This window comes from Candidatus Poribacteria bacterium, from assembly GCA_026706025.1.
Classification (GTDB): domain Bacteria; phylum Poribacteria; class WGA-4E; order WGA-4E; family WGA-3G; genus WGA-3G.
Window position 1 is genome coordinate 103,065 of sequence record JAPOZO010000063.1, and the last position, 25,979, is coordinate 129,043.

Here is a 25,979-nt window from a genome sequence, read left to right on the forward strand (position 1 = left end):
TATCGACATAATTCGTTTGGTTACAGACCGCGCCGATACGCCTCAATTAAATTCGACGATACCACCAGTCCCTTTTAGTTCGATATCTGGTTTAAGCAGAATCTGCTCTTCGGGTTCCAATTTTAATCCAGTTGGATGGAGGCTATAAGCGATCCTGAGCGGGAGATATTTCCCCAAATCGGCATATCTCTCCTCCTCAGTCTTATAGATTTGCTGTTCGCTCATCTGGGTCTGATAGGCGTACCAGTACTTGAGGTATGACCGGATGCGGTTACTAAAAATAATCTCACTGGAATTTGTATCAACGACTTTAACTTGGGTACGACCAATCGCAGTCAGCCGGGTACGAATATAAGTGGATGTACCAGAAATACCGCCTTGTCTACCTTGTTTCATCAGATGTTGGTCAAAGTCGCGCCGAGTTAGACTCGGTTTTTCAACCATCCCGACGATAACCATATCCGCCTCAAGTGCTTGTCCGAGTTTCGCTGCCAAAGCAGGGTCTTCATAAACTTGCGCCAATGTTAACCCCAATTCTGTGAGTTTGTCGTCAATAGGCTTAAGTTTGCTCGAACGGTCATAAACCCACTCTGCATTTTTGAATATGATCTCGAGTCGGGTGGCAAGGTTCACGCTGATTCTTCCACCTAACCTGCTTACCTCTTCTGCCGCGCCTGCCTCAGCGTAGAGTGGGGTAATTACAATGCGCTTCGCTTCGCTTATCGGTGGTGGGGTGGTAATGTTAGGCTCGGGCATGCAACCTACCATTGCAACACAGAGAAGCGGTATAAACAGAATTGTCAAGAAACGTATCACTGAAGTGTGCCTCCTATAATTTTGGGCATAACTTGAAAGCCAAATTTCCCGGATTGAGAAACCGAAAATTTGTGCTAATTTACATACTCTAAAAAAGTCTTTCTCTCGCTTCGCGAGGAAATAAATAGCTCGGTCTTCGACCAAAAGGCTTAGGCTTCCCACACGCGGGTTTGTAATCTCGTTTAACTGTAGGTGAGATATATGAAACACGCCCCCGCATATCGGAAACTGAATTACCAACAGCATACCACAAATTGCCGAAATTAGTCAAGCCTTATCCGACAGCCAATGCTCGAACTTCCCCAAATTCGTGTGAGAGTTTAGTCCATGAATCGCCAGTATCTGTGCTGCGATAGAGTTGACCGCTTACACTACAAGCGATTAGCAGGTCGTTGATTTTCGGATTATGGGCAAATGTCCAGATTGTGCTGTTCGCAGTTCTGCCGATATCCGCGCGATCCCATGTTTGCCCGGCATCACGGGTTGAAAAGATACCACCTTGGTCGCCCGGGGGACCATTGCCAGCACCGATGAACACCCTGCCTGAATCGCCGTTGAGAAAGAACGCGGCACGACAGTAAGGCCACGGGTAATGTGCTTTGACATTTAAGGGTGTCCACTGTTTGCCCATGTCTGTCGTGACACAAACATCGTTGTTCGTCGCTGCGATGATCGTTTTCGGTGAACCGGGGACGACACAAAGCCCGTGAATGTCCAAACTACTGAGTCCTTCGCTGCGCTCTGTCCATGTTTCACCGCCATCATTGCTGAGACGCATCCCATCAATTTCGACCCCAGCATAGAGTGTTTGTGAATCTTCGGGATCAATCACAAAGGTCGTAACGCGTGGTACAATCGGGATACCTTCACATTCTTCCGCCAAGTCAACATCAAGTTGTTTCCAATTATCGCCACCATCAGTAGATTTGAAAAGTGCGGAAGGACACGTGCCAGCATAAAGCGTTTCTGGTGTCCTTGAATCGATCGCTATTGACCAAACTTCCCGTCCATCCATAGGACTTGGAAGGTGATGCCACGATTCAGCAGCATTGTTTGTTCGGAAGATACCGTTTTCGGTACCCGCATAGAGGGTGTCTGAGTCACTTGGGTTGACAGCTATAGCGCGAACATCAGCCTCCGGGAAGAGCCCGTTACTAATTCTGCGCCATGTATCTCCGTTATCCGTACTGTGCCAAACGCTTTGTCCAATAGTTCCTGCATAGAGTGTAGCTTGCATCTTTTCCCCCTTTTCAAAGAGAAGAACGTGAAAACATAATTTCCTTTTTACTAACAATGAAAACCGAGCTGCAGATCAATTCCAAAAAAGTCATCAAGCATAAGACTTACGCGATTTTCCTATGAACAACAACCACACGCCGCTGGCAAGGCTTCAAACCTCGTCAGCAATGGAGGATGCGTAAGTAGTGAAGAAAAAATAGTAACGCTGTTATTTACTGCAGCTTGATGCTAATCCGTCGTGCATATATTATATTACTCGGTTAACGATCCTGTGTCAACAATTCGAGAATCAAGTGAAATCTGATATATAACAGATTCTGGTGCTATCTCCGGTTCAAGAAGAAATGAGAGTCGGTATAGGTGACTGCCCTGCACATCTTGTGTGATTTGGTACATTGCCTGTGTTTCCCTATAGAGGCGTTCCACTTTATTCTCAAAGAGCATCACCGTCACAGTTGGGGTTAACCCAACGAGAGATTCACTCGGCTGGGCGATGATGTCCCAGTACCGAGGATGCACAGGATTCGGAAGCGCAGCCGTGATAAAAGTGATATGTGCGCCACGCGCTGCACTATATTGATAATTAGAGCTATGTGTCTCAGCGTTGATTGTCTCTGTTTGTAAACTCGGCACTAAGAGTACTTCTGTAACAGCATTCGGCACGACAACGGAACCCGAGTTACCCGCAGACAACGTTATCTCTCGCACATGGACATCACCAGTGCTATGAAATTCAATTGCATGCGCAGCACTGTTGACTCCAGAATTACTCGAAAAACCGAGTGTCAATCCACCAGCGTCCTCAAATCCGATGTAATCTGCTGAAAAGTTCCTGAGTTTTCCGTCCTGTGCGCCACTTGGATAGGAATCGTGCCAGCGACGCGGTGAAAGCGTAAGTCTAACAGCATGATAATCAGAGAGGTAGTTTGCCAACTTCCATTGAATAAAGATATCAGAAACCTTCTGTGTAATGCCTTCCAAGGCAAGCGCATCGGCAATACCAGTGAGCGATGTACCACGGTTTCGGACAATTTCAGCCAGGGTTCCTGTACCACCGTGCTGTTCATGGAGGTAGAGCATCCATAGGAAAGCGGCACCATAGTGTGGTAGCGCGTCTGCATCCCTTTCGGGCCACGCTATAAGCGAAACAGAAGGCGTTTTTTCAAATGCACCTATATGCTCCATCACAGAATAGCCACAGAGAAATGATGCGTATCCCGCACAACCCTCATCAACCCAAGTTGCTTCGTGTGGATCGTGCCGCCAATGGATGAGATGTAGGAACTCGTGCGCAATGACGTTATGAGCGACTTCACTATTTGGGTTAAGCGGTTGTGTGTCAATATACAACATGTCCGCTTCGTTACTACGAATTGGAAACCCACGGAACCCTGGTGTCCTAAGTACACCCCGACTTTGATCCGCGGGATTGAAAAATCCTGCCGTGTATTGACTGGCATGATTTGCGTCTTGAATATTGAGTAGCAGCAAAATAACCCTGCCATTTTCATCAATATCCGGTGGGAATCCGAAGAACCTTGTCAATGTAGGATAAATTCCTTGCTCCGGATTCGCTGGTGTAGCAACCTCAAAAGCATGCACTATTGATGCTACTGTTTCCACAGTGACTCGTGTGTTCCACTCAGCATCCTCAACAAAGATATAGCAGAAATTGCCGATCCCCTGTAAAACCGCAGAGACCGTGTATTGTTGCATACTCCTAAAGTCAGGGACAAAGAAGGTCCGTTCTGTACCAATCGGGAGTGCTGGCGCAGCTGGCAACGCAGGGGCAGTCAGGTTGCCGGGCATGTCGAGTGGCATTGTGTTCGCACCCGGGTCTCCGTCCGTTGTTGGGAACGGACGGAACGGCATTTTTGTGTCCGACAATTGCGGTGTGCCACAGAGGTATGCCGAACTTCGACAAGGCGACCCTAACAGCAGTAGCATAAGGATGAAAAACACTATTATATTTTTCATCACTCTTCGGGCAGGAGACCCCATGCTTTAGCTTGGGGAGGAATGCCCGCTCCTATTTTCCTATTTTTTCTTCACATTTCTATCAAGATGTGGTATGATATATGTATCACGTTGGCAAGTCTAACAAGAGTTGCTGCTTAGCAACTGACTTGCCTCCCATTTGTTAGGGGTTAGAAGCGTGATACGTGAAACCCAATGAAAAAGAAACGAAAAAAGAAACAACGTTGCAGAACGTATAAGTATCAGATACGCGAGCATCCTCAGACTTATGTCGAAGGTTTGACGCGATTGCTACTGAGAAACTCAACCTTAGAGGTATGAAACGTCTCTGGGGACGCAAAGTCTCCGACCTTTCCTTTGGGCAGTTTGTTGAGATATTGAAGTTTAAGTGTTTCAAACATAATCGTGAGTTCCTTCAAACTGGACAATGGGCCCCTACAACAAAACCTTGTTCGGATTGTGGGCATCACAACAAAGACCTTTCTCTTTCAGATAGGCAGTGGACGTGTCCTGAATGTGGTTCGCACCACGATAGAGACATCAACGCTGCTATAAACATCTTGAGGGCTGCTCGGGGTCCCTCTGTGGAGCAGATGTAAGACGTTTCCGCGGAAACGCTAACTGCTATGAAGCACAAGCCCCTGCCTTTAGGCAGTGGGTGCCTTGACGGGGAATAACTATTGGCGTATTAATCGTCAGTGATTAGGGCATTCACTTCGCTCATGATCAGCAAGAGGTTTTAGATGACCCAAAACACTTTGCTAATCGCTGACCGCGATGGCTATTCCACTGAACGCTGACTGCTAAGGACTGATAGCCATAAACTATCTGCCGGATTTGATGATGTCAAGTTTCTGGCGGAGTTCGACGTTGTCGGGTTCAATCTGCATGGCATTCTCTAAAGTCTGCAACGCCTTCTCTTTCAAACCTTTTTCAAGGTATGCCTCAGCGAGATGCAAGAGGATTTCAGGTGTATCGGGTAGGTAGTGATTTGCCTGCTCCAAATTCTCTATGGCGGCATCCAATTTTCCCTGCTTAAAATAGACCAGCCCTAAACTGTCAAGATATGCCCCGGATGTTGGTGCGCTTTTGAGTGCACGACGAATAAGTGTTGCTGCTTCATCTAATTTAATGCCCTGCTCTGCATAGAGATAACCTAATGCGTTGTACGCATCTGGTAATTCCTCCTGAGAGGGCTGCTCTATCGCCTTACGCAGGTAGTTTTCTGCTTGCGTCACATCATCCAGCATCTGGTAAGCTATCCCAATACCTGTAAGCGCAGGGACATATTTGTCATCATAATCCAAAATTTTTTCAAAGGTATCCACCGCTTTTTGTGCCTGGTTGAATCTAAGGTAAATTTGTGCGAGTGTGTAACGAGTATCCCTGATACGAACAGCCAATTCAATACGTTCTGTACTTCTCGCGCGGCTGGTCCGAGTTCCACTTCGCATTGAAAGCGCGCGTTTTTCTAATAAGGCGATAGCACTTGTGATATGATGTTCAGCCTTTTCAAAATTGCCTTGTGCCTGATAGGCAAGGCTGATACCACTATGTGCGTCAATTTCCGTCAAACCAAGGTTGCGAGGTGAACGGGGGACAGCACCACTTTCAAGCGATTCCAAAACAGTTTGAAAGGAGCGCACTGCCGCTGAATCGTCACCGGTCTGAAGGTAAAGTTGACCGAGACGGTTCCAGACCCGTATTTCTTCTGGACGGATGGTTATAACCCTCTCGTAGGACAGCAAAGCTTCCTCAAGAAGGTTTTGGACTTCATAGAGTTCTCCGAGTTCCCAATGATATTCAGCTTTAAATGGTAGGATACGGGTAAGTGCTTTGTAAGACGTGATCGCGAGTCCAATCTTGCCGAGATAGCGCGCGATACCACCAATATAATAATGTGCTTCACCGTGATCAGGATCCAATTCAATAATTTGTTGTCCGACTGAAAGCATCTCCTCTTCTAATGCCTTGGTACCCCGGTTTCCACGTCCATTTCGATCTATAGAAGAGATGTACCGTTCTTTTAATATCTTAGCAAGGATCCATTTCGCCTCTACATTTTCAGGATTAAGTTGAATGGCTTTTCTTGCATCTTCTTCAGCACCGTTAATATCTTGTAACCTTGGAAGAGATCGAAGCGCAGCACGTTCTGTATAGATGAAACTGATACCCTGTGCAGATAAGACTTTGTCTTCAATGGATTCACTGTCAAGCTCCAATTCCTCAATTAAAGCATCGTAGGCGATTTTACTTTTGCGAATGTTGCGTTCGCCGGTTCTGCAATAAGCGGCCCACATCAGTTTTGCATAGATATCTGCTGCACGTGTCATGTCGGCACTCAACGTTGTGTCAGCATCGGTGAGCGGTACCAACTCAGGTGTTTCATCTGCAAGTACATCTGTTTGGGCGTGCGAACCACGTCCTAAAGCGAAACTTACCGCGATGAAGACAAAAATCGTGAACATGCCAAGATATTTCATTTTTTCCTCCGTATGTAACAATCCATTATACACCCTACGCATCCTCAAGCAGAGAAGACGAAAGTTCAATTTTAGCGGCATCGACAAGTTTTTCGTCGGGTTGAAGTGCCATGATACGCACACCTTGGGTATTGCGCCCGATACGCCGAATGTCGCCAACAGCTGTTCGGGTAACATACCCGTTTGAGCTAATGAGAACAAGCTCATCAATATCGGCAACGCGTTTTGCAGCGACAACTGCGCCATTTCGGGTCGACTTTCCGATGGCGATGATGCCTTTCCCACCGCGTCTTTGAGAGCGATAAGCAGAGACAGCCGTGCGCTTGCCATACCCGTTTTCCGTGACAATCAACAAGGTCTCATCTTCCTTAGCTGCTTCTTGTCCGGTTTCGATTTCTTCCGCCTCAGTACCATCGCCGTTAACAATAACCATTTGCGCTACGAAGTCATCAGCACCGAGTTCTATACCACGTACCCCGCGGGTATTGCGTCCAAGAGGTCTCGCGTCTTTTTCACTGAACCGAATAGCGGTACCCTTGTGAGTAACAAGGATGACATCGGAATTACCTTCTGTTACTTGCGCGCCAATAAGTTTGTCACCGTCATCAAGTTTAACAGCAATGATTCCATTTGACAGTGTATTCTCAAAACTGGTGAGTGTTGTCTTTTTAACAATGCCTTGCTGTGTCGCCATGAAGACAAATTTATTCGTTGCAACTTCGCCAGTATCAGCTCCCTCAGTGCCTTGACTGCCTGCTTTCAGATATACCGTAACATAAGCGGTGATGTTTTCGTTTCGTGCCAATCGGAGTAGGTTAACAACCGCACGTCCAGCTGACTGGCGGCGCGCTTCAGGTATTTGGTACACTTTCAACGTGTAGCATTTGCCCAAATCTGTGAAAAACAAAATGTTTTGATGAGCAGTCGCGACGAAGATGTGCTCTAAAAAATCGCCATCCTTTGTTGTAGCTCCCTTAATCCCAACCCCCCCACGATGCTGTTTTCTATAGGTATCCATCGGCAATCGTTTGATGTAGCCAGCGTGGGATAAAGTAACCACCATCTCTTCGTCAGCGATGAGATCCTCAACCTCAAATTCTTTGACATCGCCGGCAATCTCAGTGCGGCGCTCGTCACCGAATTTCTCTCTGAGCGTTTCAAGTTCTGTCCGAATAATATCTGTTATCAGCGTCTCACTGGCAAGGATTGCACGGAATTCAGCGATACGATCTAATATTTCCGTATATTCATTGTGAATACGCTGGCGCTCAAGGCCGGTCAACTGGCGGAGCGTCATCGTGAGAATTTCTCTTGCTTGCTGCTCACTGAGTTGGTACGTATCCTGAAGTTCTTGCTCCGCTGCTTGCGGGGATTCAGCTGTTTGGACAAGTTCTATAATCGCCTCGAGGTTCTGCAGTGCTAAGAGATACCCTTCAAGGATATGATTTCTGCGTTCGGCACGAGCGAGTTCAAATTGTGTGCGCCGGCGAACCACATCCCGTCGATGCTGAAGATAATAGTGTAGAATCTCCTCAAGCGTTAGAACCTTCGGAAGTCCCTCTACAAGGCAGAGAAGGTTCGCACTGAAGTGCGTCTGCATCTTTGAGTGTTTGTACAACTGATTCAGGATAACCTGAGCAATTTCTCCGCGTTTAAGGGGGATGACGATGCGAATCTCTTTGTCAGACTCATCCCGGATGTCGCTAATCCCAGTGATAGTTTTGTTGACTACCAATTGATACATTTGCTCAAGCAACTGATTTTTCTTTACCTGATATGGAATTTCTGTTATGACTATTTGTTCCCGCTCGGTTTCCCCTTTAGCATCAGAGATTCTTTCTATAATTGCTTTGGCACGGACAGTCATACTTCCTCTACCGGTGGTGTACATCTCCTTGATGCCGCTGGTACCAACGATAACCCCCGCAGTCGGAAAGTCGGGACCCATGATGTGTTCCATCAGTGTTTCTGAGTCAGCATCTGGATCTGAGAGTTTGCGGAGCAGTGCCTCAATCACTTCACCCAAGTTGTGCGGTGGTATGCGCGTGAGATAACCAACACCAATACCAGTTGTCCCGTTGACAAGTAGGTTAGGGAGGAGACCCGGAAGAACTGTTGGTTCTTCGACGGAGTCCTTGTAGTTGGGTTGAAAATCAACCACCTGCTTATCAATGTCAGTGAGCATCTCTTCGGCGATGGCTGCAAGTCGGCATTCTGTATAACGCATCGCGCCCGGTGGATCGTCGTCAATGCTGCCGAAGTTCCCTTGTCCATCCACGAGCGGATATCGCGTGCTAAATGGTTGTGCTAAACCGACAAGCGTACCGTAAATGGGTCCATCACCGTGTGGATGATAGTTCTTCATCACCTCCCCTACGACAGCGGCACATTTGTCATAGGGCCGGTTCGCGGTGAGATTTATCTCTCCCATAGCATAGATAATCCGACGTGTGCTTGGTTTGAGACCGTCACGGACATCCGGTATTGCGCGATTCGTATTAACACTCATCGCATAGGTGAGATATGACGTTTTCAGTTCATTTTCTATGTTGCGTTCTTGGATATTTTCCATATATTTTTTCGGCTATCAGCCGTCGGCTATCCGTTTTCAGTGAAGAGGGCTGATTGCGTAAAACCCTCCTTTTTGACAGCTGGTGGCTGACGATTTCTTTCAATTACGAGCGATACAGCGTTGATAGTTCGTAAACAACGCTTTATCGGGATGTCCTCCTCTAAGCACCGTACAGGTCAAGATTTACCTGAGTGCCGTAGCGTTCTATAAATTCGCGACGAGGTTCCACAATATCCCCCATGAGCAGTGTAAAGATGCGGTCAGCTTCAACGGCATCTTCAAGTGTCACCCTAAGCAGAACACGCTCATCCTGGCGCATCGTGGTGTCGCGCAACTGTTCAGCGTTCATTTCTGCCAAGCCTTTGTACCGGGTAATCGCAAGTCCTCGGTGTTCCATCTCAAAAAGGTGCTGCACGAGCGAGACAACATCGTCTGTATGATGAATGTCACCATTTTCGGACTGGACGCTAAACAATTTTTGGTTTTCTGAATCGCTTGAGTCATCTGTCCTTGCTGCAGGCAAGAGGTCTGTGTCTTGGATGTGAAACTCAGCGAGTTTCTCAAGTTCCTGTCGCAGTTCGTGCCGCCAAGTTCGAGGGGTCGGGTCAATCGCACTTTCAGGATCTACTGCTGCTGGTACGTTTTCAAAAAGCATCGTCTGCGTATGCGCATCGGATGATACTTGTTCGGATTCTGGAGGCTCTTGCGATGCCATGATAATGTCACTCCCCTGAGAAGGAGATATATCAAGCATCTCAAGTAGCCGGTCTATGTTATCAGATGTATCAGTTTCATTCGTCTCGTTTTCTTCAACGTGCTCAGATTCTTCAATGTTGGAAAACTGTGTTGGTGTTACACCGCTTCGCTTGATTTGATCGAGGAGCATTTGAACCTTGCGTACGGCATTGGAGACGGTTCTGTACTCAGATGCTGTGTAAGGCGTACCCCGGCGAGCATTTGTTATTTGTACCGTGTCAAGGGCAAGGGTAAGGAGATAATCTTCCATCTGCTCATCGTCTTGCAAATATTGTGAACTTCTCCCTTTTTTCACTTGGTAAAGTGGCGGCTGAGCGATATAAAGATGACCAGAGGCAATGAGTTCGGGCATCTGGCGAAAGAAAAAAGTTAAAAGGAGCGTGCGTATGTGCGCGCCATCTACATCGGCATCTGCCATAATGATGATTTTTGCGTATCGGAGTTTTTCGAGGTTGAATTCTTCAGCACCGATACCTGTTCCCAAGGCGGTTATAATGTCAATAACTTGTGCGTTTTTAAGTATTTTGTCAAGTCTTGACTTGTCTACATTGATCCCTTTACCTTTCAGAGGTAGGACGGCTTGATTCTGCCGATCACGCCCCTGTTTAGCCGTACCACCAGCGGAATCACCCTCTACGAGGAAAAGTTCCGTTCGGGTAGGGTCGCGTTCAGAACAGTCGGCGAGCTTTCCGGGCATTGAGGCGGAGTCAAGGACACTTTTGCGGCGGATAACCTCACGCGCACTGCGGGCGGCTTCACGCGCTCGCGCGGCATCAATGGATTTTTGGATAATACGTTTAGAGACACTCGGGTTTTCTTCCAAAAGCGTTCTGAGCCGGGAACCGACAAAGGTTTGGACAATACCTTCAACCTCTGTATTTCCAAGTTTTGACTTCGTTTGCCCTTCAAATTGCGGATCTGGAACTTTGACACTAATAATAGCCGTCATTCCTTCGCGGATGTCTTCACCGGTCAGGTCTATTTTAACGTTCTTCAGGAGATCATTTGCATTGGCGTAAGTTTTGAAAACACGAGTAAGCGCGCTTTTGAAACCGCTTTCGTGAAAACCGCCTTCAGCGGTGCGAATATTATTCGCGTACGAACTTATGTTCTCCGAGTAAGAAGTGTTAAATTGGAAGGCGATCTCTACGGCAACATCTGATTGAATGCCTTCCATGTAGATAGGTTCCGGATGGAGTACCTCTTTGTTCTGGTTGTAATAGGTAACAAAAGAAGCGATGCCACCATCGTACTGAAAAACGATCGGCTCAGCGTTATCTTCATCGCGGGCATCGTGAAATTGAATGCGGACACCTTTATTCAGGAAAGCGAGTTCTCTGAGTCGGTCGCGAAGCGTGTCGTGCGAGAAATCGAGGGTATCAAATATTTCTGAATCAGGCATAAACGTGGTACGGGTACCAGTTTTATTACTATTACCAATCTTTTCTACAGATGTCTGCGGAATACCACGCGCGTAGCGTTGTTCGTAGGTTGCACCGTTCTGCTGGACTTGCACATGAAGCCACTCAGAAAGCGCGTTAACGCAAGAAGCCCCGACACCGTGCAAACCACCGGCGGTTTGGTACCCGACCTGCTCGCGACCGTCAAATTTACCGCCAGCGTGCAATGTCGTCATCACTACCTCAAGTGCTGAGACCCCCGCTGTCGCATGCATGTCAACTGGAATACCACGACCATCATCGGCGACGGTAACACTACCATTAGTATGGAGTTGTACGTTGATCTGTGTGCCGTAACCTGCACCAATCTCATCTATGCAGTTGTCAACCAACTCTGTGACAAGGTGATGTAATCCAGCGGGACCGGTACTGCCGATGTACATGCTCGGGCGTTTTCTAACAGCTTCAAGACCTTCAAGGATTTGGATGTCACTCGCCGTGTATGTTCGTTCATCTTTTGACATTTCTAATTGTGATACCTCACTTTGAATTGATCTCTGCCTATGATACAGGATATTATCTCTAAATTAGCGATCTAAAGGCGCAATCCACCCTATTGTTATCGCACTTAGATACTTAAAATAGGATACCTTATTTTAAAAGTTTTGTCAAGGCTTTTCTTTACGCTGTGTAATGAATAATTGCCGCAAGGAAATTTTTAAATCAGTATCCGTCACATCAGCTATTGCCTGCTCAATTTGTTCTAATTCTTTCGAGGTTGGTGTCCGGAGATTGCTTGAGCGAGACGTTGATGTTGGGGGCTTTGGCATTTCTGAATCAGTGGAGGCATGTTTCGCGTGATGGGATGTTGCTTGATGTGCTTGGCGTAACTCTATCCGGAGATCTGTAAGAACGGGCTGCCCTAATTCCGCATTCAGGTCTGCTATAATCCTCTGTTTATGGAATGATAGTTCTGTTCTGTACGGAGGATATTCCGTGTAGACTTTCAAAACGCCATCCGACAGCGATACCGGCACTGTTTTCGTCCCAAGTGGTGTTCCGAGACGTTTGCGCCAAAGGACAAAGACTTTCTGCTCAAGCATCTTGGGCTCAAAGTCGCGGGAGCGGGCGAGTTCAGTGAGGAGATCGCGTAGGTTTTGGGTCTTGCGCATTTTTATACTCGATGGTGTGACTTTAGAAGCACACGAGTGGTAGTGTGTTAGGAGGACTCATTAGTTTCGGCGGCATAACTTATCTGCGCGTTCTCTACCGTCAAAACATTCGGTTGATCAAGATGATTTACAAGAGGTTCAGCGTGTGTAGCTGTAATGAAGGTTTGGGCACTTAAATTTTCGAGAACCTCTAATAAGTACCCTATCCGCTTGTAATCTAACTCTGAGGTAACATCATCCAATAAAACTATCGGGTCCCTGCCTGTCAGGTGTCGAATCAATTTTAGTTCTGCTAATTTGAGTGCTAATGCAATAGTCCGCTGCTGCCCTTGTGATCCATAAGATCGTGCTACCTCTCGAAATGCTCCTGTTTCAGGATCCAAATCTTGCGTATCATTTTCACTATGGTAGTAAGTGATACGCTCTTCGGGGCCACTCTCCAATTCAATGAGGAAATCATCTCGGTGTGGGCCGACTAAGGTTGTACCTCTCTGTAAATCTGCCTCGCGTGAAGCATTTAATGATGTGCCAAAATGTTTGGCTACCTTCTCTTCATCTTCACGGGTAGTCTTAGGTTCCGCTAACAAGTTGGGGGCAGCAGTTTCTGAAGTATTGCATGCGATACTGTCGATTGACGTATCGTTCGACACCGATGCCGAACGATACGTCAGCGCGATATCTTCTGAATCGCCGGTAAGTTTTTGGTGGTTTTGGATCGCGTGCGCTTTCAGTTGATGAAAGATTTCCAATCGCTTTATAGTGATTGCGGTACCATGCATGAGCAGCAATTTATCCCAAGCATCCAATTGCGTTACGCTTGCGAACGTCGCACGAATCTGCTTTAGCAACTCATTTCGTTGTTTGAGAACGAGATTGTACTTTTGCAAATTTTTCAGGTATTCGTTGTCAATCTGTGAGATTAGGAGATCTAAGAATCGTCGTCTTTCTGAAGGTCCTCCCTTCACTAATGTCAGCGACTCTGGAGAAAAAAATACAACGTTAAATTGACCAATCCATTCGGAACGTCTTGGCTGGAGAATACCGTTTTTCTTCAGTCTAAACTGTCCGCGTGCCTGCTTTATCGCCTCAAGAGATGTTACTTCATCACTTCCATTCCTCAGTGTCCCTTTTAGATAGAATCCTGACTCATGATGCCGAATCAATTCGGCATCATGAGTCGCACGATGAGATTCCGCGGTGCAAAGAAAATAGATTGCTTCAAGCAAACTGGTTTTTCCCTGGGCATTCCCACCGACGATTAAATTAACAGGTTTAGGGAAGTCTACTTCGCAATTGATATAATTACGGAAATTGCGTAAGACGATATGATTTAATAACATCTTTTTTGAATGTAAATATTTTTATTGAGTCAGGTGCAAAATTGACCAACTTTTAGCACTTATCCACAATCTCTAATATTAATACTAATTTCTATATAAATTTATATAGTACTTAGTAGTAGTAGTAGGGGCTGTTGATAAGTGGATAACTCACCTGAAGGCTTATTATCATTGACAAGTACCCTGTTGATAACTTGTTGATAAATCAGCGAGTTATCAACAAGTTATCAACAAAACCATACAACAGTCAAGTTATGCACAAGTTATGCACAAGTTATGCACAATGTTTTAACATAGTTATCAACAAGTTATCAACAGGTTTAGGATGCGGTATATCGTTTAAAAATGCCTCAAAAACGGAAGATAAAACGCAGAATTTGGCTATCGAAATTGATCAAGCAAAAACACAATTGTTTGCCGTTCATCATCACTTTTTTCGATAGTATCTTCTATCTGTTTACAAGCGTGAATGACAGTAGTATGATTTCCCTTATTAAACGCTTGGGCAATGTTTGAATATGACATTTGTGTCAACTCTCTGCACATATACATAGCGATTTGACGCGGCTGCACTAACTCCTTTGTCCGTTTCTGAGAGACGAGGTCTGTCACGTCAATGCCAAAGTAGTCAGCGACGACCATTTGTATCCCTTTTGATGTGGCTGTTTTACGGTCTCGCATTGGTGACGGGGTGCCCACATCGCTCAGCACCTGTCGTGCAAAATCTAAGCTCAAATTTTCCTTGAGTATTGTAGCTTGTGTAACCAATCGTACAAGCGTGCCTTCGAGTTCTCGGATATTCGTCTCGACAACTTCGGCGATGTAACTGAGTACATCATCAGGTAGGTTGTCAAACCCTTGGTCTTGACATTTCTGCCGGAGGATAGCGATACGCATCTCGTACTGTGGCATACCAATCTCAGCTACCATGCCGGATTGAAATCGGGATCGAAGGCGAACTTCAAGATTTTCAAGGTTATTCGGTGTCCGGTCGCTGGTCATGACTATCTGGTTTGAGTTCATGTGGAGGTCATTAAAGGTGTTAAAGAATTCCTCCTGTGTGCCTTCCTTGCGTTGTAAAAATTGTATGTCATCAATCAAAAGCATATCTGCTGTGCGATACTTTGTGCGGAATCCCTGTGCCGATCCGCGGTTGACGATAGACTCAACGTATTCATTCATGAAAGTTTCTGATGTAACGTACAGAACTTTCTTATCGGGTTGGTTTGCTGAGAGTCTATTGCCAATTGCGTGCAAGAGGTGAGTTTTACCCAATCCCACCCCGCCGTAAATAAAGAGCGGATTGTAGTCGCGCCCTGGATTTTCTGAAACGGCTAAAGCGGTTGCATGACAGATCCGGTTAGGTGTATCAACGACGAACGTATCAAACCGATATCTTGGGTTCAGTCCTGTCTGATTTTGCGGGACGGCGGTAGAAGGGGCGTTAACAAATATTTCACTTTGATTGGCAGATTGATCAGAAGTATCTTCTACTTCTATTAGATTAGAATCCTCACTGCCGTGAGCCGGAGATTCGTCTACCACAGATTCGTCTATAGTCAGAGTGAGTACACATTGTGCACCAATGAGTGTTGCCAACACTCGTTGGATGTCAGTTCGGAAACGCTCTTCAATTCGCGCGCGTGTATACGCTGAAGGTACAGCTATCTTCAATGCGTCTGCTGTGAGCGAAAGCGGAACTGCTTGATGAAGATAAACATCCTGTTGTGCTGTGTCGTTGAGATTCTCCAGTATTTCTGACCAGATTTCGTTGGGGGTGTGCCGCATGAGCGTGTATCCTAGCCTAAATGGCACATGAGCTTTCAGCTTTAATATCAGTTTTAAAGCTTAGCCATTATAATTCCTTAATACTTAATAAATGTAAAATAAAAATGAGACTATGCCGGTTAATTAACCGAGAGGTATAATAATAAATAAAATCGTATCATTTTCCTACAGAAATGTCAACACTTTTATCAGAGAATATTAAATATATTCCAAATCCCTCGGAAGAATATTTTGAACTAAAACCGAAATTTTATCAAGTTATTTTTTCTATGACCAGCAAAAATTACAAGGTCAAAAAATTTGACAAATGTCGAAAAATAGCGTATCATTTTAAAACGCAACGTAATACCATTCTGACGAATAGAAATACTTATGTGTGTAATGACCTAACACATAAAAGGTAACGCCTACATAGAAAAAGGAGACATTCATGAAACGCACATATCAACCACATCGACGGAAACGAAAAAATAAACTCGGTTTCCGCAAACGGATGTCTACAAGACACGGAAGACAGACCATTGCTCGCCGCCGCGCCAAAGGGCGAAAAGTCTTGAGTGCCTAAGAATTCTCAATAAGTAGTATGTGAAGAAGTAGTATGTGAAGTAACATATTGGCGCAGGCACTGTGAATGAGTTTCTTTAATGTTTAAACGGACAGTGAAGCAGTGAAGCGGTCAGATAACAACAATCTACAGTTCTGAAGAAGATACCACCACTCCTGTTGCTACGGACGGAAGTGCGAATGCCTCGAACTTTCAAATTACCCCACTTCTATCATAGCCCAATTATCTCTGTGGTCAAACAAGCGCGCCGTGATATTGATGTTCGGAAGCGGGACCTTGCACCAACACTATTGGATTTCGGACCCGTTCGATTCAAAATAGCGCGACACTTCGGCTTCTGCTATGGTGTCGAAAACGCTATTGAAATCGCCTATCAGGCACTCGCAGAAAACCCAGACAAACGTATCTTCTTGTTGTCGGAAATTATCCATAACCCCCATGTCAATGAAAACCTGAGACAGCGCGGTGTCCAATTCCTAATGGATACTGCTGGCATGCCACTCCTCCCTTTTGACATTTTGATGCCAGACGATGTCGTTATCGTACCAGCTTTCGGTACCACCCTTGAGGTGGAGCAAACTCTCAAGGCGCGTGGTGTTACGCTTACTGCTTATAATACGACGTGTCCGTTCGTGGAAAAAGTTTGGCGGCGGAGTGAGGAGATTGGTAAGCAGGATTACACCGTTGTTATCCACGGAAAGCGTTATCATGAAGAGACTCGGGCGACATTTTCCCACGCACAAGCGAGTGCTCCCGTTGTCGTTGTTCGTGATCTTGAAGAAGCGCGAGATTTGGCAAAGGTTATCTCCGGGGAGGCAGACACAGCATTCTTCTTTGAAAAGTTCGCTGATCGGTTCTCTCCGGGTTTCGATCCTATTCTGCATCTGAAGCGTATCGGCGTTGTTAACCAGACCACGATGCTCGCGACGGAAACCGAGGCAATTGCCAATTTACTGCAAGATACTATTAAGACAACATACGGTGAAGCTGATATGTCTTCGCACTTTGCTGATACGAGAGACACTCTCTGTTATGCTACTAAAGAGAATCAGGATGCAACACTTGCGCTTATTGCCGATGGCGGCGATATTGCAGTTGTTGTTGGGGGCTATAATTCTTCTAATACGAGTCATCTCGTGGAACTCTGTCAACAACACCTTCCGACCTATTTCATTCGAGATGCAGATGAACTCCTGAGTCCCAAACGCATTCGCCATCTCGAATTAGAGACAAAACAGGTCCAAACGACAGAGGATTGGCTTTTTCAGACAAACGAGAATGAAACAGACCAGAAAACATCTACTGATATTGTTCTGACTGCTGGCGCGTCTTGTCCTGATGTTCTTCTCGATGAAGTTTTGCAAAAAATTGTTAAGTGGTTTCCGAGTACTCGCTCGGTAGAAGAGGTGTTGGAACCTTTTCTATAGTGTAGAGAGTGCTTCTAAGAGTCGAGATGTTTGCGCTGGAGTGCCAACGCTGACTCGAACGTGGTTCTGCAGACGTGGTGTATCAAAATATCGGATAAGAATCCCTCGTTCAGCTAACGTTGTTTTCAGCACTGCTGCATCTCTTCCAATCACCCGCGAGAGAATGAAATTCGCTTCGCTTGGATACGGTTCCAAAAAGTCAAACGCCTGCAGCGCCGCATAAAGTCTTCCACGCTCTGCCACAATTTTCTGCACATTCTCCTGCAATTGAGACACATCCGACAACGAAGCCAAAGCAGCTGTCGCGCCAGCAACGTTTACGTTGTACGGCTGCTTAATCTTCAAAAGATGTGAGAGTATCCAGTGTGGAAAGATACCGTATCCTACCCTCAATCCTGCCAATCCTGCCCACTTGCTGAATGTACGCAGCACAATTAAATTCTCATGTTCCAAGACCCAATTCGCACGACTCCCACCAGAAAATTCAATGTAAGCTTCATCCAGCACGACGATTAACGGCAGTTGAAGTAAATACCGAAGGCATGTATCGTCAAGTATACCGCCATCAGGATTGTTTGGGCTTGTAATAAAAATGAGTTTGACATTTTTGTCGTTGGTAGCGAGATCAACTACTGATTCAGTGTCTAACGAAAAATCCTCTTTTCGTTCAAGGTCAATTATTTTTCCGCCGTTGAGTTCTGTGTCGAAACGGTACATCCCAAATGTCGGAGGGCAGTTAACGACAACATCGCTATGAGCAACGAACAACCTAATTACAAGATCAATCAATTCATCTGCACCGTGACCTGCAACGATATGGGTCGCATCAACACCTATGTATTGACTCAGTGCTTGACGTAAAGATGAACTGTCAGGGTCTGGATATATGTGATAATAGGTTTCGTTTGCTAATGCCTGATATACGCGCGCTGAGGGCCCGTAAGGGTTCTCATTCGCATCAAGTTTAATGATGTCCCCAGCCGGGATACCGAGGCGTTGGCTCAGCACATCAAACGGCACGATGGGCGTGTAAGGTGCCATATCTGCGATGTCTGGGCGGATAAAATTTTTATATTCCGTTTTAGATGGCATTTTTTAGAAGTCGTCAGTTGTCAGTCGTCAGTGATCAGTTAAGAGATGTATGGTTAATGAAACGCTCTTTTAACTGATGCTTGATAACCGATAACTGACAACTCTTCACTGTTACTGGCTCGGACTCGGTGAGGTTCGGACCTCAACTGCTTTCGGGGTCAATGCCCCGAGAGGTGCCTCGCCCTTCAGCACCCGCACAAAGTCATCCACAGTCATATCCGCCACGCGTAGGTTGGAATCTTCCGTTCTACCGGCGATATGCGGTGTATGGACAACGTTATCCCGATTCCGCAATTCATCATCGATGGGGACCGGTTCAATGTCGTAGACATCAAATGCTCCGGCAAGTTCATCCTTTACAATCCGTTCCCGTAGTGCCTCCATATCGACAGCAAAGGCGCGCGTAATTATGACAACCAAACTTCCCTTGCGGAGATGGTAGATCCGTTCTCGGTTTAATAGGTGTTTTGCTGAAGGTGTTGGTGGTACTGCTACGAACACGATATCAGATGTATCGGCAAGTGTGTCCATATCGGTGCGTTGTACATCCCATTCTTGAAGGAGTTCGTCTGAGACATACGGATCGAAGCCCACTACTGTTGCGCCAAAAACTCGACACCATTTTGCGATTTTTCCGCCAATCTGTCCGAGGCCGATGACACCAATGTTTTTAGTGCCAAGGTCGCCGTTGACGAAATCTGGATCGTCACAGAACTGATGTGCTGCCGGAAGTTTATCAAGGGGCGCGTCGCTTTCACGGGCGTTTAGCGAACCCCACATCGGGTTCTCCCAATCCCAGAGTTTTTCACCCTGTGCCATCCGTAGATGCCATTGTGCTGTCCGGCGCAGTGAGGACAGTGCAAGACCGAAGGCGCACTCAGCTACGGATTGCGACCAGGCGCGCGTCGATTCAATGACAGGGATACCCCGCGCTTGAAGTGCTTGATATGGAATACCGTGCCCGGAATTATCTGTCATCGCTCCAAACACTTTGAGTTTCGGGGCTGCTGCGATGCATGCCTCCGTCAGGTTTCCGCCAAAATGGGATATGCCAATAGTCTCGCTTAAATCGACCTGTTCGTGGATAGGGTCTCTGTTATTGTTGTTGAGCACAAGTGTTACGCCGAGTTCTTCTAACCGGCGGACCATCTGTTCGTGCACATAGGGCCAAGAAACTTCTAAATTCGGATAACGTGTGAATACAAATTCGGGACTTGCCATAATGGTTTGCCTCGCAGTGAGAGTTGTCAGTTGTCGGTTGTCGGTTACGCCTCCTGGGACGCGAGTATCTTCCGATAAGCTTCCAACCTTTTCTTCCTTTCTCAAGTGAAATTGGCAACGAGTGCCAACCTTCGTTGCGTTATCGTCATCAGAAAACTCTTTAACCGAAAACTGAAAACCGATAACCGATAACTATTTCCGACGTATAAGCAGATGCGGTCCAGTCGGGTATCTTCCCATACGTGCGCCGTAGAGCGCGAACCCGCCTGTCGCTTCAGCATCCGCTTTCACTTCATAGCGGACTCTTAATGTATCTGTCTCGCCATTTAGGACAAGTGATGGATCTACCTTGACATTGTGCAGATACCCGTAGATACCGGGCTGTTCATGAATATAAGAGAGTACACCCCGCGCATCCGCAGGGCAATCAGGAATGCAAACCGTTTCAATTTCAGCACCGTTGACTGAAATCGTCACATCAGACGGATATTTCTCTGGCTCCGTTTGACGTGCCCCTCCATAAAAACTGGATGCTTCAAAGATGAGCTCTATCTCTGCAACATCTGCTGCACGAAGTCCTTCTGGCAACGAGACCTCATATTCGACGTAACCACTCCCGACTGCAGAGAAAAGCTGCTCTTCGGTTGTCGGTTCGTTCCAAGAGGATTCAGATATGCTATTGGGTGTATAGTTGAGGCGGACCGCTCCTGAATCGGTTCGGAATTCGGGATTAGAAACCGATCCTACCGGTGCGTCAACGAAATGCTCGAAATTGATGAAGTTACGGGCAACGACGGTCCCTGAATGATCTGTTACCCAGATATGGAGCGTGCCGACCGCGGGGTGAATATCGGGGATACGCAGTTCAAGTTCATGCACGTGTTGTACCTGATACTGCGGAAATGGAATCTCAACGCTTCCTGAGACATTCCCACGTGTGACGTGTCCGCTCGCTGACATCGTATCCAGTTGCCAGTGGAGGGTTGTACCGGTGATGGTTTTGTGTGAGAAGTGGCTCGCGTAGATATCCGCTTTTATCTCATCACCCGGTGCCACCGTTGTTCCGGGTGGATAGTCGATGGCGATAAAGTCAAGCGTATTGATGTCCAGGTAGTCGTATCCAAACGCCTTTACTGACCTGTCATAGTTCATGAAGCCGTTGTGTTCCCACTCAATGTCCTGTAATTCAGTATAGATATAGCCACAGATTTTTGGATGGAGTCGGAGTTCATTCGTCAGGTATTTAAAACACCATGAAACATCCTTGTCGCCTGCGCCTGCGGAAATACCACCATACTCGCTATTAATCAGTGGCGCATCGCTCTGGACGTTGCCACCGGCATAATTGAACGCTGAGCCCGGATATGTTTCTGCCACAACGTTCGCGATGTGTTCCTTCGCGCGGTCATAGTCATTAATATAAAAATGCCATGAGTTGATGTCCGTTTCCACATGATCGTACAGACACGGTGAATTATCTTCGATCAGGCGGGTTGTATCTAAGGATTTAGCGAGGTGGTACATCTCGCGCACCCATTCCTGTCGATCCGTCATCTCCTTGTACTCGTTACCGCCGAGTCCCCAAGTTTCGTTGAAATTACACCAAGAGATAATCGACGGGTGATTGTAATCACGCGCAATGTTTCCGCGAAGCGTCTCTACAAATCGTGCCTGTGCTTTCTCCGTGTAGGTGCCAAAATTCGGAATATCGCACATGAAGAGAAGCCCTAACTTGTCAGCCCAATAGTAGAGACGCGGTTCATCGACTTTGATATGGAGACGCAAAAAATTGAATCCGAATTCCTTTGCGCGTTCGACATCCGTACGGATTGCTTCGTCTGTTAGGAACGTGTACACACCTTCCGGGCTAAATGACTGATTAAGGGCACCAAGGAGATAGATAGGACGGTTGTTAAGGTAGATATACTGGTAGTCTCCACCCGGGGCTTTTGCGATGGAAACCTTTCGCATCCCAAAGTAAGTGAAAATCCGATCAATAACCGTCCCTTCTGCTACCAATTCCAGCGTAACATCGTAGAGGTTTGGGGTGTCTACATCCCACAAACGCAGCTGCTCAGGGGGGATACTCACTGTGAATTGCGTCTCATTACTGGAAACCTGCTCAGAACCGCTGAGTTCACCGCAATTCCAGCGTAAGGACAACTCGGTATTCTTTGTGTCTCCATCTATATTAACAGCAAAGGTAGCCGTAGCGTTATCAATATCAGGGGTGATATGGCACTGTGTAATGTGTGTCGTACTTCTTGGTTCGAGGTAAACGGTTTGCCAGATACCACTGGTCCGTACATACCAACCTATCTGTTTACCCGCAAGTTGTTCACCGTGATCTTGTGCATCATAAGCGCGAACAACGATGACCGTAGATTCCCCTGGCGTAAGTGCATCTGTAATATCAAATTCAAAGGGTAGGTATCCGTTTTCGTGCGTGCCTATTTGGTTTCCATTTACCCAGACGGTTGCTTCCCAATCAACAGCACCAAAATTCAAAATAACACGTCTGTCGCCCCAATTTTCAGGGATTGAGACGACTTTACGGTACCAGCCGATTGTATGACGCGGTTCGCCGCGATAATTGCCTTCACGGTCTAAACCGCCACAGGTAACTTCTTCGGGGTTAAGATATGCGTTTTTGCTCAGGTAGTTTACGTTGTCTGCTTGTTCTTCCGCTCCCCATGCTGCAAGGCTTTCCCAAGGATAGGGGACCTGTATTTGCATTGTCCATGGAGAATCATCAGTCGATTCTGATGAATACCATTGGTTTTGCTCGCCAATATCATCTGGATCAAATGCGAATTCCCATGTGCCGTTGAGGCAGATCCAGTCGATTCCTTCTGATGTCCCGCGTTGGAAATCCGGACGCGGGTATTCCGGGCGCGGTGTGTCTGTATTGTTCCCTCTCATGTTTTTCCTTTTTTTATAGTTTTCAGTTTTGACCAACAACTCGCGCCTTAGCAAAAGTATCTGTAGAGGAGTTGTTGGTCAAGGTTATCGGTTATCAGTTAAGAAGCGGTTTGTAATAATCTACCCAAACTTGGAGGACTCCAAGGCATCGTGAATTGTCACAAAAAACGCCTTGACTAACAACTGATGACTGACAATCAATATATCATAAATTTGTTTTTTAATCAATAACTCTGCACCTTTTCCATTGAAAACTGTGTCTTTAATTATAACAGGACTTACGCAATACTTTAAAAATGTGTTGCACTCTTCTGTTATGACGAATATTAAACCTTCTGAATTGAAATGTCTTTAATCGTTGTCAATAATGCGTAAGTCCTATCTAATTCTTTCACCGAAAAATCTTGCGCAACGAAACGAAAAATACATACCTTCTTTTATATAAGCCAAAGATATCCATATTGAACGGATGAAAGCGGAGATCATGATGCGATATACCAAACTTGAAACGAACCATTTCTTTGGCGAAATCATCGGCAAAACCGAAAAAATGCAGCACGTATTCACCCAGATTCAAACAGCGGCAGCAGCGGATATTAGCGTCCTGATTCAAGGCGAAACCGGGACCGGCAAAGAACTGATCGCAAAATTGATACACGATAGTAGTCGTGGGAAAGAAGGACCCTTCGTTGCCATCAATTGTGCTGCAATACCAACCGAATTGATTGAAGGTGAGTTGTTTGGCAATGAACCCGGGGCTTTCACCGGCGCAATCGCGCGGCGGATCGGATACTTTGAACAAGCGGACACCGGGACACTTTTTCTTGATGAAATTGGGGATATGCCACTCATTTTGCAAGCGAAGCTGCTGCGTGTCCTACAAGAACGAGAATTTCAAAGGCTCGGTGGCACAAGCACCATCGCCATTGACATCCGGGTTCTGGCTGCTACGAATCAGGGTTTAGAAGATGCTATCAAAGAAGGATATTTCCGTGAGGATTTGTACCATCGCCTCGCGGCATTCCCTATCACGGTTCCGTCTCTGAGAGATCGGCGCGAAGATATTCCTATCTTGGCAGATCACTTCCTGAAAAAATATGCCGCAGCCGCCGAAAAACCCATTCGCGACATTTCTACTGATGCCTTACAAATGTTGATGCAGCATGACTTTCCCGGTAACGTGCGCGAACTGGAAAACACCATTGAGAGGGCAGTTTTATATGAGACAACGGACCTACTGCAACCCCAAAGCCTCCTTTTACATCAGACGCAAGAGCGTTCACAATCCGCTGCAAGCAGCCCGACGGGTGCCACTACTATTCTTCCGCTTGACGAAGTTGAACGAAGAGCCATCGTCCACGCACTCAAAGTGACGGACAATAATGTCCCTGCTGCAGCACAGGCGTTGGGCATCGGCAGATCCACGCTTTATCGGAAATTGAAGGAATATAACCTGCCAGAGTAAAATGTTGTCTCAATATGGGACAGTATCCCATATTGAGACAACACGCCGGAACCCGTGTTATCAAAGGCTTGGTCCCCGATATGCCTCCCAAACTTGTCTCATTTTGGGACAATTGACGAAAAACAACTTTAAGCGATCCGATCACATCGTGTACAGCCTGGATTCCCCGTACCGCCTTGACTGGTAAAGGTATAATAGGGCTGGATATCACAATTTCACCGATTGGCACGGTTTTTGCTTAAGTAGTGAGGTGTAAGCCAAATCCCTTAGATGTTGGTTGCGTCTTACACGAAGTATCGCGGGATTTTGGCGTTGCATCGCAGACGGCTCCAACAAGCGTGGCCCTTTGCGATTCGACTTTTGGATTTGACAATAACGCCGGAATGTGCTATTCTTATGTCGATTCTTGTTGTTGTCATAAATATTCTACAATTGGCAGACTTTCTTTTTTATCCTTTGGAGAAACCCGGACACAAAAGCGTCTCTCCAAAATCCGATCCATGCGAGGTAGGTATTGTAAGTACCTACGCCGCGAAGCACTGCCATATCAGTTTTTTAGTCAAGTATGACAGCACTGGTCTCTATTGTATCATAGATGCAGGTATAATTGGAAACCAGCACGCTATAACAGAGGAAGATTGCCCCAGAACGCAACACACTTTTTTGCTTTCCCTATGCAATCCCTCTTTTCAAAACAGGAGAATAACTGTGCAAAGAATCAGTTCCAAAACATTACTCACTGTAGCTCTGCTACTGATGAGCAGTTTCATTTTAGCTGTCACCATACTCCCGAATGCTATTGGTGAACCCAAGATTGAGGAAATGAAGCCTACTGGTCCCGCAGAAAATGTCATAAAAAATGTGACAATAGATGTAGATAACTTTGATGCATCCGCTTACATCTCAGCGGAACGTCTTGATGGGAATGGTAATGTGATAGGGTTTGTAGAGGCATCTGTGAGTGCCTATAAAAGCAATGATGATATCGTCTATTATTCCGCCTCAGCATATAGTAGTGTCCAAGGCTGCGACGAAAATCAGATGCCGAATAGTGCTCGGGCCAATGCATGGGTTAAGGTTCCTGGGAACCCCCGCGCTCATGACCAGGGGGGGACTGGCGATTCTTGGATAAATTCGTGTGACCCAAGCTATCAGAGCGCATACGATAGCAACAACCAAAATTTAAATGAAGCTGGTAATGAGCGTTTAATGGCGGCGGCAGGACTGCAGATCCATGGCCCTCGCCTCGGTGTTAAAATTATAATATCAGGGGTCTAATGTATTACATCCGTATCCTCTGTTTTTTAATAATACCCCTGTGTGTCTCACAAACAGGGTGTCAACAGGATGGGGACACGTCCTCCCCATCCTCCACCGGTGCCCTGAAAAAGTCAAAACAACAGCCTTCTGTAGAGGTCACTGCAGGCGGAAAAGTCTGGAAGATTGATCCTAATCTTTCCTATCAAGCGACTGGCGTTTGGACAAACCCGAACCCACGACCGCTTACATCCGTGGAAGCAGCTCGCCTTAAGGAAATTCAAGTTGAGAGAGACGCACTTCAGGCGCGGCTTGATGCACTCGACATCGAATGGGGGGCTTTACTTCGTATTGACCAGCTACAGATCAAAACCCGTTATAGTTTTGGCAAACCCCCGCACAGGGGCACTGGCAAAATTATAAACTTAGGCGAGTTCCCGATGGAAATAGAGGACCCACCGCACCACTCCCCAGAGTAACCACAGCT

At 46.4% G+C, this 25,979-nt stretch carries 18 protein-coding genes; 5 read left to right on the forward strand and 13 right to left on the reverse strand.

Annotated features, from left to right (window positions below; all coding sequences use genetic code 11):
* Positions 1-42: 42 nt before the first annotated feature.
* The 10 genes from OXH00_15390 to dnaA all read right to left on the reverse strand — a co-directional run bounded on the left by OXH00_15390 (position 43) and on the right by dnaA (position 15,543).
* The gene (locus tag OXH00_15390; GenBank protein ID MCY3742398.1) at positions 43-816 is read right to left on the reverse strand and encodes a hypothetical protein; all 774 of its coding nucleotides are present in this window, start codon (positions 814-816) and stop codon (positions 43-45) included.
* A gap of 274 nt (positions 817-1,090) precedes the next feature.
* Positions 1,091-2,053, reverse strand: a complete 963-nt coding sequence (locus OXH00_15395; GenBank protein ID MCY3742399.1) for a hypothetical protein — start codon at positions 2,051-2,053, stop codon at positions 1,091-1,093.
* 254 nt (positions 2,054-2,307) lie between these two features.
* Complete coding sequence (locus OXH00_15400; GenBank protein MCY3742400.1) at positions 2,308-4,032, reverse strand: hypothetical protein; 1,725 nt, start codon at positions 4,030-4,032, stop codon at positions 2,308-2,310.
* Between the two features lie 266 nt (positions 4,033-4,298).
* On the reverse strand, positions 4,299-4,433 hold the full coding sequence (locus tag OXH00_15405; protein MCY3742401.1) for a hypothetical protein: 135 nt from the start codon (positions 4,431-4,433) through the stop codon (positions 4,299-4,301).
* Between the two features lie 423 nt (positions 4,434-4,856).
* Positions 4,857-6,515, reverse strand: a complete 1,659-nt coding sequence (locus OXH00_15410; GenBank protein MCY3742402.1) for a tetratricopeptide repeat protein — start codon at positions 6,513-6,515, stop codon at positions 4,857-4,859.
* Between the two features lie 34 nt (positions 6,516-6,549).
* Positions 6,550-9,087, reverse strand: coding sequence for a DNA gyrase subunit A (gyrA, locus tag OXH00_15415; protein ID MCY3742403.1), 2,538 nt, complete (start codon positions 9,085-9,087; stop codon positions 6,550-6,552).
* A gap of 160 nt (positions 9,088-9,247) precedes the next feature.
* Positions 9,248-11,767 (reverse strand): DNA topoisomerase (ATP-hydrolyzing) subunit B, encoded by a 2,520-nt coding sequence (gene gyrB / locus OXH00_15420; GenBank protein MCY3742404.1) that lies wholly within the window; start codon positions 11,765-11,767, stop codon positions 9,248-9,250.
* Between the two features lie 144 nt (positions 11,768-11,911).
* Positions 11,912-12,415 (reverse strand): DUF721 domain-containing protein, encoded by a 504-nt coding sequence (locus OXH00_15425; GenBank protein MCY3742405.1) that lies wholly within the window; start codon positions 12,413-12,415, stop codon positions 11,912-11,914.
* Positions 12,416-12,462: 47 nt separating this feature from the next.
* A complete protein-coding gene (locus OXH00_15430) occupies positions 12,463-13,755 on the reverse strand; it encodes a DNA replication/repair protein RecF (GenBank protein ID MCY3742406.1) in 1,293 nt (430 codons plus the stop codon).
* 381 nt (positions 13,756-14,136) lie between these two features.
* Positions 14,137-15,543: a chromosomal replication initiator protein DnaA gene (gene dnaA / locus OXH00_15435; protein MCY3742407.1), complete on the reverse strand. Its 1,407-nt coding sequence runs from the start codon at positions 15,541-15,543 to the stop codon at positions 14,137-14,139.
* A gap of 430 nt (positions 15,544-15,973) precedes the next feature.
* Here dnaA and rpmH point away from each other — a divergent pair, with 430 nt between their 5' ends.
* Both rpmH and OXH00_15445 read left to right on the forward strand, forming a co-directional pair.
* Positions 15,974-16,108 (forward strand): 50S ribosomal protein L34, encoded by a 135-nt coding sequence (gene rpmH / locus OXH00_15440; GenBank protein MCY3742408.1) that lies wholly within the window; start codon positions 15,974-15,976, stop codon positions 16,106-16,108.
* A gap of 179 nt (positions 16,109-16,287) precedes the next feature.
* Complete coding sequence (locus tag OXH00_15445) at positions 16,288-17,535, forward strand: 4-hydroxy-3-methylbut-2-enyl diphosphate reductase (protein ID MCY3742409.1); 1,248 nt, start codon at positions 16,288-16,290, stop codon at positions 17,533-17,535.
* On the opposite strand, the gene hisC is transcribed toward OXH00_15445, so the two are convergent.
* The 3 genes from hisC to OXH00_15460 all read right to left on the reverse strand — a co-directional run bounded on the left by hisC (position 17,530) and on the right by OXH00_15460 (position 22,770).
* On the reverse strand, positions 17,530-18,627 hold the full coding sequence (gene hisC, locus OXH00_15450) for a histidinol-phosphate transaminase (protein ID MCY3742410.1): 1,098 nt from the start codon (positions 18,625-18,627) through the stop codon (positions 17,530-17,532). The two genes, OXH00_15445 and hisC, sit on opposite strands and share 6 nt — an antisense overlap.
* Before the next feature lie 111 nt (positions 18,628-18,738).
* Positions 18,739-19,848, reverse strand: a complete 1,110-nt coding sequence (locus OXH00_15455; protein MCY3742411.1) for an NAD(P)-binding domain-containing protein — start codon at positions 19,846-19,848, stop codon at positions 18,739-18,741.
* A gap of 192 nt (positions 19,849-20,040) precedes the next feature.
* Positions 20,041-22,770, reverse strand: coding sequence for a glycoside hydrolase family 2 (locus tag OXH00_15460; protein MCY3742412.1), 2,730 nt, complete (start codon positions 22,768-22,770; stop codon positions 20,041-20,043).
* A gap of 484 nt (positions 22,771-23,254) precedes the next feature.
* Between OXH00_15460 and OXH00_15465 the strand changes: the two genes are divergently transcribed.
* The 3 genes from OXH00_15465 to OXH00_15475 all read left to right on the forward strand — a co-directional run bounded on the left by OXH00_15465 (position 23,255) and on the right by OXH00_15475 (position 25,971).
* Positions 23,255-24,235: a sigma-54 dependent transcriptional regulator gene (locus OXH00_15465; protein MCY3742413.1), complete on the forward strand. Its 981-nt coding sequence runs from the start codon at positions 23,255-23,257 to the stop codon at positions 24,233-24,235.
* A 708-nt stretch (positions 24,236-24,943) separates the two neighbouring features.
* Positions 24,944-25,513: a hypothetical protein gene (locus tag OXH00_15470; protein MCY3742414.1), complete on the forward strand. Its 570-nt coding sequence runs from the start codon at positions 24,944-24,946 to the stop codon at positions 25,511-25,513.
* Positions 25,513-25,971, forward strand: a complete 459-nt coding sequence (locus OXH00_15475; GenBank protein MCY3742415.1) for a hypothetical protein — start codon at positions 25,513-25,515, stop codon at positions 25,969-25,971. Before OXH00_15470 ends, OXH00_15475 begins: the two co-directional genes overlap by 1 nt.
* Positions 25,972-25,979 lie beyond the last annotated feature (8 nt).